Origin of the sequence: uncultured Aureimonas sp., from assembly GCF_913775355.1 — a bacterium.
Lineage (GTDB): Bacteria > Pseudomonadota > Alphaproteobacteria > Rhizobiales > Rhizobiaceae > Aureimonas.
Genome location: NZ_CAJYIU010000250.1, coordinates 1 through 11182 on the forward strand (window position 1 = coordinate 1; position 11182 = coordinate 11182).

An 11182-nucleotide genomic window follows, 5' to 3' on the forward strand; every position below is an offset into this window, starting at 1 on the left:
TCGAGCACGCGGCTGAGGTCGAAGGCGCCCTGCCCGAGCACCCGGTCGAGCCGGATCGCGGAGCGCTCGGTGCGGTGGATCACGGCCGACGGATTGATCGCGCGCACCGTCGCCTCGACGCGGGCGAGTTCCTCAGGCGTCACGAGGTCGGTCTTGTTGAGGAGAACGACGTCGGCAAACGCGATCTGATCCTCCGCCTCGCGCGAGTCCTTCAGCCGCAGTCCGATGTGCTTGGCGTCCACCAGCGCCACCACGGCGTCGAGGCGCGTCTTCGAGCGTACGTCGTCGTCCATGAAGAAGGTCTGCGCGACCGGGACGGGGTCGGCAAGGCCCGTCGTCTCGACGATGATCGCATCGAAGCGACCGGTGCGCTTCGTCAGGTTCTCGACCACGCGCACGAGATCGCCGCGCACGGTGCAGCAGATGCAGCCGTTGTTCATTTCGTAGATCTCTTCGTCGGTCTCGACGATGAGGTCGTTGTCGATGCCGATCTCGCCGAACTCGTTGACGATGACGGCGTAGCGCTTGCCGTGGTCCTCGGTGAGGATGCGGTTCAAGAGCGTCGTCTTGCCGGAGCCGAGATAGCCGGTGAGCACGGTGACGGGAATATGGCCCTCGGTCGGGCGGGACGTGTCGGACATCGGGATGCCTCCTTGTCTGGAGCGCCCGATATAGGCCCGTCCTATCCGTTTTGCACGGGGGCCGTTGGCCAATCCACGGCGGCGACATCGGCCAGGAGTTCGACGAAGCGCGCGGACTGGTGGTCGAGGATCGCCCGGCCCATCGCAGCCGTGCCGAGTGTGGCGTTCCCCACCGTGCCGACAGGGTTGAGGTCTTCCGCCGCCCAAGCGAAGCCGAGGCGGCCGTGGGCGCGAAGGTGCCGGCGTTCCGCGAGAAGACGGCTTTGTAGCGAGGGCTGGTCGGCGATCTCGGCGGTGCGAACGAGATCGGGGCGAATCGCCAGCATCAGCGCGGTTTCGACCGCCCCACCGTGAATGCCGATCGCGATCTCCTCGTCGGGGAGAAGCCCCGTCGGCAGGCCAAAGCGGTTCCACGAGGCGCTGGCGCACAGCAGCCCGTGCCGCTGCCGCAGGTCGAGCGCGGCGGCCTCCACGGCCTGCGTGTTGCCGCCATGCGAGGAGACGATGGCAAGGCGCCGGAAGCCCGCGTTCGCCACGCCCTCGCCAAGGCGGACGATGGTCTCGGTCGCCGTGCGCCAACCGAGCGACAGGGTGCCGGGAAAAGCAAGGTGCTCGTCCGAGGCGCCGACCCGCAGCACCGGCAGAAACACGGCCTCAAAACCGTCCGACAGCTTGGCGATGGCATGCGCGACCATCGCGTCGGCGATGATCGCATCGGTGCCGAGCGGGAGATGCGTCCCGTGCTGCTCGACGGCGGCCACCGGCAGGATGGCGACCGCCCGCCCGAGCCGATCCCTCGCCGCGCGAAGCTCGGCACTCGTCAGCTCTTCGAATCGGTGCGCCAGCGGGGTCATTTCGGCCTCTCTCGGGGGTGAATGGCTTGTAGAGCCCGAAGGGAACCGACGAAAGGGCGCGACGTGGACAAGTCGGGATCGCCCGGTCATCCTCGCACCGGGAATCTCGACGGTGGGACATGGGCGAGCGCAAGAAGAACAGGCCGGCGGTGGTGAGCGTCCAACTGACGCTGACGGCGCGCGCCGTGCGCAACGCGCTGTCCCACTCTTTGAGCGAGCGCGGCCTCTATCCCGGCCAGGATGCGGTACTGATCGCGATCGCCGAGGAGAAGGACGGCATTTCCTTGCGCGATCTCGCCGACCGGCTCCAGGTCCGCCCGCCGACCGTGACCAAGACGATGACGCGCCTGTCCGCACAAGGGATCGTCGAGCGCCGCCCCTCGCGGCTCGATGCGCGACAGAGCTTCGTCCACCTGACCGAGAAGGGCCTCGGGCTCGTCGCCGAGGTGAAGGCGGCCCGCGCGGCGGTCGAGAAGCGCGCGCTGAAGGGCGTGAAGGCGAAGGACGCACGGCGCCTGCGCAAGATGCTGAAGCGCATCGAGCGCAATTTCACCGCGGACGGCACCCCCAATCCTCTGGAAGAGGCCGAGGATTGACCGCCTCCGGTTGCGTCGGACAAGACCAGTCCTTACACCCGAACGATTGGTGTTCTCGCGTGGGAATGGAACGGGACTAGGTGGCGCAGAAGGTCAAACTGTCGACGATCGCGGAGCGGCTCGGCCTGTCCACGGCGACCGTCTCGCTCGCGCTGCGCGACAGTCCGCTCGTCGCCGAGGTCACGCGCGAGCGCATCAAGGAAGAGGCCCGCACCTCCGGCTACATCTACAACCGTCGCGCCGCGAGCCTGCGCACGTCGAAGTCCGGGATCGTCGGCGTCTGCGTCCACGACATCATGAACCCGTTCTACGGCGAGATCCTGAAGGCGGTGGAGGACGAACTCGACCGCCAGCGCCAGACCTTCGTTCTGTGCAACCACTACGACGACCTGTCGAAGCAGCGCTCGTTCCTCGACACGATGCTGCAGCTCGGCGCCGACGGCCTGATCATGTCGCCCGCCATCGGGACGCCCGCCTCCGACATCCGCCTTGCCGAGGACAACGACCTGCCGGTCGCGCTCATCGCGCGCACCGTCGAAGGGTCCGGCGTCGCCTCGTTCCGCGGCGACGACGCCTACGGCATGTCGCTCGTCGTGCGCCATCTCATCGAGGAAGGGCACCGGAGCATCGCGCTCGTCGGCGGCACGGACCAGACCTCGACCGGCCGCGATCGCGCGCAAGGTTACCGCGACGCGCTGGAAGAGGCGGGCATCGAGTTCCGGCCGGACTGGTGGATCAAGGGCCCTCGCTCGCGCCACCAGGGCTTCGACGCCGCGGCCGAATTCCTCGCCCTGCCCGGCTCTCCGCGCGCCGTGGTCTGCTTTTCCGACCTCGTGGCGCTCGGCCTGATGTACGGCCTGTCGCGCGCCGGGGTGAGGCCCGGCATCGACATCGCCGTCTGCGGCTACGACGACATCGACGAGGCGGCGATCGCCATGCCGCCGCTGACCACGGTCGCCAACGGGCAGGCCGAGGTCGGCCACCGGGCAGCGGGGGCGTTGCTCGCCCGCCTCAACGGCGCGCCCGCCGAGGAGCGCCTCGAACTCATCCGTCCCGAGTTGCGCGTGCGCCGGTCCAGCCTCGTGCACTCCGATTCCGCACTTCCCATCGACTGACAAAAAGCGAGCGCCCGCGTGCCCCAGTCCAACGACGCCACCGTCCTCGTGTTCGGCCCCTTCAACGCGGACGGCATCGCCGAACTGGAGCGCCGCTTCACCGTTCGCAAGCTCGAGAAGCGCGACCTCGCCGAACTCCCCGAGGCCGAGCGCGGCTCGATCCGCGCGGTGGCGGTTGCCGGGCACATTCCGAACGAGGCGATCGACGGCCTGCCCAACATCGAGATCATCGGTCACTTCGGTGTCGGCTACGACGGTGTCGACGCCGCCTATGCGGCTTCGAAGGGCATTGCCGTCACCAACACGCCCGACGTCCTGACCGAGGAAGTGGCCGACACGACGCTCGGGCTTCTCCTGATGACGGTGCGCGAGCTCGGACAGGCCGAAGCCCATGCGCGCGCCGGCCACTGGGAATCGAAGGGCCCCTATCCGCTGACGCGCTTCAGCCTGCGCGGCAAGACGGTCGGCATCATGGGCCTCGGTCGCATCGGGCTCGCCATCGCCCGGCGCCTCGAAGCCTTCGGCCTCTCGGTCGCCTACCACAACCGCTCGAAGCGGGGCGATGTCCCCTACGCCTATCACGACACGCTCGCGGGTCTGGCGAAGGCCGTCGATATCCTGATCGTCGCGGCGCCCGGCGGCGCCTCGACCGACAAGGCCGTCAACGCCGAGGTGCTGAAGGCCCTCGGATCGGACGGCATCTTCATCAACATCGGGCGTGGCTCGACGGTCGACGAGCCGGCGCTGATCGCCGCGCTAAAAGAGGGCACAATCGCGCGCGCTGGGCTCGACGTCTTCGCCGACGAGCCGCGCATCCCGGCCGAGCTCCTGGCCCTGCCCAACGTCGTCGTCCTGCCGCATGTCGCCTCCGCCTCGCGCGACACGCGGCGCGCCATGGGCAATCTCGTGGCCGACAACCTCTCCGCCTGGTTCGCAGGCGAGCCGCTGCCGACCCCGGTTCCCGAAAGCGCGGACGCGGGTCTGACGCGCGCCAAGACTTCGTGATCGCAAGGGAGGCTTATCTCTCTTTCGCATGATCCAGCCCCGGACTATGCTGCACTGCGATCATTCGCATCAGCATCATCTTGGGGGATACGGTTCATGCCCGTTCTCCGGCCACGCCCGCGTAGCGAGCCCGGGCTCGCAGCGCTCGCCGCCCTTTTTCTCGTCGCCGCGCCCGAAGCTCGGGCCGCGGCTCTCGAAGACAGCCTGCGCGGCGCCAGCGACCTGGCCCTTGCCGCCGCCGCGCGCCTCAACGCCCGGATAGAGGACGTGCGCGATCCCGGCATCACGGCGATGTCGGGCGTCGATCTCGACCTTCGTATCGACCGGACCCAGGTCGACCGGACGCTCGACCCGTTCCTCGAGGCGCCGGAGCCCGACCTGCCGACGCTGTTCTGGGACAACGACTTCGAAGGCCGTCCTGCGCCCTCCAGCGAACTCGAGGTCAGCCGTCGCCTAACCAGCGACGGGAGCGGCGACGTCTGGGGCAGCGGCGTCGTGGAGTTCGGGCGGAACGTAGACGGCATGATCGCAGCGCGCCGCTCGCGAGCCGACATCGCGACGGGCCTCGACGTGTCGCTCTCCGCCCGTGCAACTACCGGCGCGGCGCTCGGCCTCAACCGTGCCGCCATCGACGGCGCCGGCAATCTCGACCTGCCGACGCTATCGACCTACGGCACCTTCGCGCCGACGCCGCACAGCTATCTCGACGTGACGGCCGGCGTCGGACCGCTCCGGACCTCGGCGACGGACGCCGGCCAACCAATCGCATCAGGCGAGGCGGGGTTCGCGACCGCGACCTACGGCTCGCGCTTCGCCGTGGGTCCGCTCACCCTGTCACCCTATGCCCGCATGGAAAGCGCGGTCGTTCGAGCCCTGCCGAGGGACGGCGCCTGGTCCGGCCCGCTTCTGGCCAGCCGCACGTCGGCCGTCACGGGGGTCAAGACCAGCCGCGTCATCCGCCGTCAGGGCGCGACGATCGCGCCGGCCTTGCGGTTGGAGATGCGCGAGGACGTCGCGCGGGCACGCTCGCTCGGTCGCCGTGTCAGCCAGGAGCTGACGGTCGCGCCCGAGATCGAGGCGGAACTCGCGCCGCACTGGACCGCGCGCCTCGAACACCGCTCCCGTTTCGGCGGCGACGGCGACACGCGCTCGCTGCAGATCCGGCTGGAGACGAAGTTCTGAGGCCGGGACGGCCGTTAACCTTCAGGTAAGGCTAACGATGCGATACTCGACCTCTGTCAGCCTGCCCCTCTGCCCATTCGGAAGCCTTCGTTTTCCGGGAGCCGCAGGCCGTTCAAGGGTTCGGTGCCGCTCGGCAACGCGGCGCATTCGGAGATTGGTCATGAGATTTGCAGCCGTGGCGCTTGGCGTCGGCTTCGTCGGTACGATCCTCGCCAACCTTCCCGCTCGCTCGGATGCGAACGCCGAGAGCCTGGTGTCGCTGATGCGACCTTCCGCCGAGATCACCGGCTCGATCGCACCGGCCGGCCCGCAGCCCGCGGCGGCTGTCCGTCTCATCGACCTGCGCAATGGCGCGACCTGCAAGATCGCCGGCCCCGCCGACGCCGCCGCCGGTTTTCGCCGCGCGCCGATCGGCCCGGACTGCGCCGCCTCGCCAGAGCTGGCCCGCGTCGCCTACTGGAAGACGACCGGCGACGGTTCGCTGATCATGGCGGACGGCGGCGGCGAGACCGTTCTCGAATTCATTCCGGGCGACGGGGTGCTCTACGAGTCGATCTATCCGTCCAACGCGCTGATCACGATCGTTCCCGCCCGCAGCTGACGGGCGCCTCGCCTCACGGCCGAAGCTGCGACAGCGAGCGGCGCTGCCGGCCTCTCTTGTCGAAGTTCTCCGCCTGGAGCCACGCGTCGAAGCCGGCCTTGACCTTCGGCCACTCGGCATCGACGATCGAGAACCAGGCCGTGTCGCGGTTCCGACCCTTGACGACCATGTGCTGTCGGAAGACGCCTTCGAACGTGAACCCGAGCCGGGCCGCCGCCCGCTTCGACGGCATGTTCTGGTCGTTGCACTTCCATTCCAGCCGGCGGTAGCCGAGTTCGTCGAAGACGCGCGAGAACAGGAGGGCGAAGGCCTCCGTCGCAGCCCGCGTCTGCTGCAGGCCGGGCGACAGGCAGATGTGCCCGATCTCGATCACCCCGTTGGCCGGATCGATGCGCATCAGCGCCGCGACGCCCTCCGCCCGGTTGGACGACGACGGCACGATCGCGTGAAACATCGGGTCGGTGCCGAGGTAGTTGGCGTTGGCAAAGCGCCCGAAGGCCTCGGCCGTCTCGAACGGCCCATAGGCGAGATAGTCCCAAAGGCGGTCGTGCCCCTCGAACGCCTCGTGGAGCTCGGCAAAGCGGCGCGCGTCGTGCATCGGCTCGACCCGGACGTGCTCGCCGATCATGACACCCTGTCCGGGCAATTCGCGCGGCTCCCAGTGCGACAGGTCGTGCGTGCTCATCGCGCGTGCTCCTTCAGGAACTGGAGGACATCCGTCCGCAGTTGGCGGTTGCCGAGCGGCAGCGCCGTGGCGAACGAGCTGACGGTGCCGATATGATCGAGATCGGGGTAGAGGTTTTCCGACACCGGCACACCGGCCGCCCGCAGCTTGCGCGCGAGCGAGCGCATGTTCTCGGGGTCGACGGTCGTATCCTTGCCGCCGTGAGCAAGGAAGGTCGGCGGGTCGCCGCGTGCGGCGAAGTTGACGGGCTGGCTCGCCTCTCGCAGCGCCGGCGGGAAGATGCGCTTGTACCGCTCCTCCTTGAGGGGGAGGAAGTCGTAAGGACCGGACAGCCCGATGAACCCGGCCACCGGACCACCCCCGGCCCGGGCGAGGTAGCGCTTGTCATAGGCGAGGAGCGCCGCGATCTGCGCCCCGGCGGAATGGCCCATCAGGAACAGGGGATGCGAGCCCGCCGCCAACCCGGCTCCGCCGGTCTCGCCAAGCCGCCAGATCGCGGCGACGGCGCGCGCGCCATCCTCCACGAAGCCGGGAAAGAGGACGTCGGGATAGACACGAAAGTCGGGGATCGCGACGATATAGCCGGCGGACGCCAGCGACTGGCCGACGAACGGGTAGATCGCTTTGGAGCCCGAGTCCCAGCTCCCGCCGTAGATGAACACGACGATCGGCGTCGCTGGCCCTGCCCCGGTCGGGACGTAGAGATCGAGCGTCCCGCGATCACCCGGCATGTAGCGAAGGTTGCGGTGCGTCTCGTAGCCGGCACGGCTGGTGACGGAATTGAGGAGCGCGGCGCCCGAGCAGGCCGACAGGAAGCCGGCGAGCGACAGGAGAAGAAGCAGTCTGGGAAGGGAGCGCAAGGGCAATCGCAGGACCGGTGTCGGAGGTCCTGCAGAAGATGGAACATCGGAGCGCGGCGGCCAGACGCCGGCGGCCGCGCCGATGGTCTCAGCGACGGGCGAGACCGGCCGCCTCGCGGGCGAGCGCGGTGATGTCGTCGAAGCGCCCGGCCGATACGAAGTCCTTCGGCGCGACCCAGGAGCCGCCGACGCAGACGACGTTCGGCAGCGCAAGGTACTCGCCGACGTTCTTCGGGCTGACGCCGCCCGTCGGGCAGAAGCGAATGCCCTGGAACACCGGTGCCAGAGCCTTCAGGTAGGGGATGCCGCCAAGCTGCTCGGCCGGGAAGAACTTCAGGATCTCGTAGCCTTCCTCGATCATCGCCATCAGTTCGCTCGGCGTCGCGGCGCCGGGAAGAAGCGGCACGTCGGAGGTCTTGGCGACGTCCAGCACCTCGTGCGTCGTGCCCGGCGAGACGATGAAGCGGGCACCCGCCTCCACCGCCTGATCGAACTGGCGCGGGGTGAGGATCGTGCCGGCGCCGCACAGCGCTTCGGGGACTTCGGCCGAGATCGCCTTGATGGCGTCGAGCGCGGCGGGCGTGCGCAAGGTCACCTCGATGCCCGGCAGGCCGCCGGCGGCGAGCGCACGCGCGAGCTTGACGCCATCGGCCGCGCTGTCGACCGCAACCACCGGCATCACCGGCTGGCGCGTCAGAATGTCCATCAGGGCATGGGTCTTCTGGGTCATGAGCGGTCCGGTCCTTGCGTCGACGGGTGAGGCTGATGGTGGTTTAGCCGATGCGCCCGCCGCCCGAAACCCGCCGTTCAATCGATTTGCTACCAGTTCCCAGCCATTCCGGCCCGGAAGCGTTCCCACCAGGACGGCGGTTGGAGTTTCCGCTCGTCCGGGGCATCGAGAACCGCGAGGAACGTCTCGCACCAGTTGTGCGCGGTGTTGGAAAAGACCCGCGCCCGCATCGCCTCGTGCCGGCGCTGACGCTCCGCGAGCGGCATGGTCAGCGCCTGCTTCAGGGCGCGCACGAGATCGTCGGGCGAATAGGGATTGACGATCAGCGCCTCGGGCAGTTCGGCCCGGGCCCCGGCGAAGCGCGAAAGGATGAGGACGCCGGGATTGGCGCGGTCCTGCGCCGCCACGAACTCCTTGGCGACGAGGTTCATGCCATCTCGCAGCGGCGTCACCATGCAGATCTGCGCGGCGCGGTAGATGCCCGCCAGCGCCCGGCGCGTGAAGCCGTTGACGAGAATCTGGATCGGGTTCCAGTCGAGCGTCGCGAAGCGTCCGTTGATGTTGCCAGCCAGCCCTTCCAGCTCGACCCGCAGGTCGGCATAGGCCTCGACCTCGCCGCGCGAGACGGGCGCGACCTGCAGGAACTGGGTCTGGCCGCGCAGGTCGGGATTGTCCTCCAGAAGCAGTTCGAAGCCGCGAAAGCGCTCCACGATGCCCTTCGAATAGTCCATCCGGTCGACACCGACGATCTGGTGACGACCGTGGGAGATGCTCTCGACCATCGCCTGATGCTCGCGCGCCTCGTCGGAGACGGCGAACTCGGCGAAACCCTCGGCGTCGATGCCGATCGGGAAGGCGGAGGCGCGCACGATACGCCCGTCCGAGGTGCGCACGCGGTCGCCGTCGAGGTCTTCCGCACCGAACTCTTGGACGCAGAAGTCGACGAAGTTACGCCGGTCGTTGTCGGTCTGGAAGCCGATGACATCGTAGGCGAGCATCGCACGCACGAGGTCCTGGCTCGCGGGAAGCGCCGTCATCATGTCCGGCGGACAGAACGGAATGTGAAGGAAGAAGCCGAGGCGCCCGTCATAGCCCGCCTTGCGCAGGTCCTGGCCGAGGAAGAAGAAGTGGTAGTCGTGGACCCAGACGAGATCGTCGGTCTCAAGCAGCGGCTTCAGCCGCTCGGCGAACCGCTGGTTGACCGCGCGATAGACACGCTCCGACTCGCGGTCGAACGCGGCGATGTCGAGCCGGTAGTGCAGCAGCGGCCAGAGCGAGCGGTTGGCATAGCCGAAGTAGAAGCCCTCGATCTCCTCCTCGGAAAGGTCGATCGTCTTCAGCGCCGTGTGGCCGTGTTCCTCGACCCGAAGCTCGCTGTGCGAGCCCTCCTCGGTGATCTCTCCGCTCCAGCCGAACCAGAGGCCGCCCCGGCGCCGGAGCGCATCGGCCAGCCCCACCGCCAGCCCGCCGGCCTTGCCCTCGTCGCTGAGCGGGCCGACCCGGTTCGATACGACCACCAGACGATGATTGTCCCCTGCCATGCCTACGATGCCTCTTTCATGCTGCCTTCGCCCGCAACCGGCTCCACCCCGAGCCAGCGATGGACGGAATCGACGCAGGCGAGCCGGAAATCCGCCTCGCTCGGGCCGTCACCCACCTTGATGGAAATGCCGTTCAGCGCCTTCACGGCTGCGAAGCCGAACTCGTCCGTCGTGTCGTCTCCGATATAGATCGGCACGCGCCCGACGAACGGCTCGTGGGTCATGAAGGCGGCGAGCGCCTTGCCCTTGTCCATGCCGGCAAGGTGCACCTCGACGATGTTGTCGCCTTCCATGACCGAGAAGCCCGGCTCGTCCTGCACGGCGCGGGTGACCAGCTCGCGTGCCGCCGGTGCCAGATCGGGAAAGCCGCGGTAGTGGATCACCAGTCCGGTTCCCTTGTCCTCCAGCCGCAGGCGCGGTTCCTCCGTCACACCGATCGACAGGACGAGGCGGATCGCATCGAGCCCTGCGGGCCCCGCCAAGGGAACGACCTCGCCCTCCGGATCCTCGCGCCGCTCGAGCCCGTGGACGCCGGCCGCGACGAAGCGCATGGGCGACAGGAAATGGTCGAGATCGGCGATGCGCCGCCCGCTCAGGAGCGCAAAGGCGCCGTCGCAGCCGGCCTGGATCGCGGCGAGCCGCGCCACAGCATGGGGAGGAATGTGCACATCCTCCGGCCGGTCGACGAGTTCGACCAGCGTCCCGTCGAAATCGAGAAAGAGCGCGTGGCGAGCGGGATCGAGCGGCGGCGGCAGGTTCATGCCTTCCAAGATAGGCAAAACCGCAGGCGTGCCCACCCGTGATCTACACCCCGGATCGCCCTTAGCCGACCATCAACTCCTCCCGCCGAGCCCCCACTCGCCCTGGTTGCAGGGACAATGCCCGACGACAACGAGCGGACGACACGGGTCCGCCTTCTCTGGCGAAGGGCAAGCGGAATGAACGATCTCACGAAGCGCATTCAGGTCCGGTTGATCGAGCGCGGCTACGACCCGGGACCCGCGGACGGGATCTGGGGACGGCGGACGATCGCAGCCATCCGTGCCTTCCAGACGGACCAGCAGCTTGCCGTGGACGGGATCGCCGGACCGCAGACGCGAGCGCGGCTGTTCGGTTCGCAGGCGCCTCCCTCCCCTGCCCTCCTCCCGTGGATGGACGAGGCGCGCCGCCTGATGGGCACGCGCGAGGTCGCGGGTCGCGGGAGCAATCCCACGATCGAGGACTGGGCGGAGCGGCTCGGCATCCCGTACCGCGGCGACGACATTCCCTGGTGCGGCCTCTTCGTCGCCCACTGCATCGGCGCGACTCTTCCGGACGAAGTCCTGCCGACGCATCCGCTCGGCGCCCGCAACTGGGCGCGGTTCGGCGCCGA

At 68.6% G+C, this 11182-nt stretch carries 13 protein-coding genes; 6 read left to right on the forward strand and 7 right to left on the reverse strand.

Annotation, left to right across the window (positions count from 1 at the left end; all coding sequences use genetic code 11):
* Nucleotides 1-641: GTP-binding protein (locus tag QZ753_RS15055; RefSeq protein WP_294644729.1), on the reverse strand; the 641-nt coding region annotated here is incomplete at its 3' end.
* 41 nt (nt 642-682) lie between these two features.
* Nucleotides 683-1495, reverse strand: coding sequence for a creatininase family protein (locus QZ753_RS15060; protein WP_294644731.1), 813 nt, complete (start codon nt 1493-1495; stop codon nt 683-685).
* A 119-nt stretch (nt 1496-1614) separates the two neighbouring features.
* Here QZ753_RS15060 and QZ753_RS15065 point away from each other — a divergent pair, with 119 nt between their 5' ends.
* The 5 genes from QZ753_RS15065 to QZ753_RS15085 all read left to right on the forward strand — a co-directional run bounded on the left by QZ753_RS15065 (nt 1615) and on the right by QZ753_RS15085 (nt 5994).
* Nucleotides 1615-2091, forward strand: coding sequence for a MarR family transcriptional regulator (locus tag QZ753_RS15065; RefSeq protein ID WP_294644733.1), 477 nt, complete (start codon nt 1615-1617; stop codon nt 2089-2091).
* An 80-nt stretch (nt 2092-2171) separates the two neighbouring features.
* Nucleotides 2172-3206, forward strand: a complete 1035-nt coding sequence (locus tag QZ753_RS15070; RefSeq protein WP_294644734.1) for a LacI family DNA-binding transcriptional regulator — start codon at nt 2172-2174, stop codon at nt 3204-3206.
* 18 nt (nt 3207-3224) lie between these two features.
* Nucleotides 3225-4211, forward strand: a complete 987-nt coding sequence (locus QZ753_RS15075) for a 2-hydroxyacid dehydrogenase (protein WP_294644736.1) — start codon at nt 3225-3227, stop codon at nt 4209-4211.
* Between the two features lie 96 nt (nt 4212-4307).
* Nucleotides 4308-5393 (forward strand): autotransporter outer membrane beta-barrel domain-containing protein, encoded by a 1086-nt coding sequence (locus tag QZ753_RS15080; RefSeq protein ID WP_294644738.1) that lies wholly within the window; start codon nt 4308-4310, stop codon nt 5391-5393.
* A gap of 160 nt (nt 5394-5553) precedes the next feature.
* Nucleotides 5554-5994 carry a hypothetical protein gene (locus QZ753_RS15085; RefSeq protein ID WP_090960718.1) on the forward strand — a complete coding sequence of 147 codons (441 nt, stop codon included), beginning with the start codon at nt 5554-5556 and terminating at the stop codon, nt 5992-5994.
* 13 nt (nt 5995-6007) lie between these two features.
* On the opposite strand, the gene QZ753_RS15090 is transcribed toward QZ753_RS15085, so the two are convergent.
* The 5 genes from QZ753_RS15090 to otsB all read right to left on the reverse strand — a co-directional run bounded on the left by QZ753_RS15090 (nt 6008) and on the right by otsB (nt 10571).
* Nucleotides 6008-6679 carry a GNAT family protein gene (locus QZ753_RS15090; protein WP_294644741.1) on the reverse strand — a complete coding sequence of 224 codons (672 nt, stop codon included), beginning with the start codon at nt 6677-6679 and terminating at the stop codon, nt 6008-6010.
* Nucleotides 6676-7539 (reverse strand): alpha/beta hydrolase, encoded by an 864-nt coding sequence (locus QZ753_RS15095; protein WP_294644743.1) that lies wholly within the window; start codon nt 7537-7539, stop codon nt 6676-6678. The genes QZ753_RS15090 and QZ753_RS15095 overlap by 4 nt, the downstream gene beginning before the upstream one ends.
* Nucleotides 7540-7627: 88 nt before the next feature.
* Nucleotides 7628-8269: a 2-dehydro-3-deoxy-phosphogluconate aldolase gene (locus tag QZ753_RS15100; RefSeq protein ID WP_294644744.1), complete on the reverse strand. Its 642-nt coding sequence runs from the start codon at nt 8267-8269 to the stop codon at nt 7628-7630.
* Between the two features lie 89 nt (nt 8270-8358).
* A complete protein-coding gene (locus QZ753_RS15105; protein WP_294644746.1) occupies nt 8359-9810 on the reverse strand; it encodes a trehalose-6-phosphate synthase in 1452 nt (483 codons plus the stop codon).
* A 2-nt stretch (nt 9811-9812) separates the two neighbouring features.
* A complete protein-coding gene (gene otsB, locus QZ753_RS15110; RefSeq protein WP_294644747.1) occupies nt 9813-10571 on the reverse strand; it encodes a trehalose-phosphatase in 759 nt (252 codons plus the stop codon).
* Between the two features lie 177 nt (nt 10572-10748).
* On the opposite strand from otsB, the gene QZ753_RS15115 reads away from it, so the two are divergent.
* Nucleotides 10749-11182: peptidoglycan-binding protein (locus QZ753_RS15115; protein WP_294644749.1), on the forward strand; the 434-nt coding region annotated here is incomplete at its 3' end.

What these genes read in the sequence shown, in the direction of transcription:
- otsB (WP_294644747.1), bottom strand. Translation starts at nt 10,571, where the DNA reads ATGAACCTGCCGCCGCCGCTCGATCCCGCTCGCCACGCGCTCTTTCTC.
- QZ753_RS15100 (WP_294644744.1), bottom strand. Translation starts at nt 8,269, where the DNA reads ATGACCCAGAAGACCCATGCCCTGATGGACATTCTGACGCGCCAGCCG.
- QZ753_RS15090 (WP_294644741.1), bottom strand. Translation starts at nt 6,679, where the DNA reads ATGAGCACGCACGACCTGTCGCACTGGGAGCCGCGCGAATTGCCCGGA.
- QZ753_RS15080 (WP_294644738.1), top strand. Translation starts at nt 4,308, where the DNA reads ATGCCCGTTCTCCGGCCACGCCCGCGTAGCGAGCCCGGGCTCGCAGCG.
- QZ753_RS15085 (WP_090960718.1), top strand. Translation starts at nt 5,554, where the DNA reads ATGAGATTTGCAGCCGTGGCGCTTGGCGTCGGCTTCGTCGGTACGATC.
- QZ753_RS15105 (WP_294644746.1), bottom strand. Translation starts at nt 9,810, where the DNA reads ATGGCAGGGGACAATCATCGTCTGGTGGTCGTATCGAACCGGGTCGGC.
- QZ753_RS15060 (WP_294644731.1), bottom strand. Translation starts at nt 1,495, where the DNA reads ATGACCCCGCTGGCGCACCGATTCGAAGAGCTGACGAGTGCCGAGCTT.
- QZ753_RS15065 (WP_294644733.1), top strand. Translation starts at nt 1,615, where the DNA reads ATGGGCGAGCGCAAGAAGAACAGGCCGGCGGTGGTGAGCGTCCAACTG.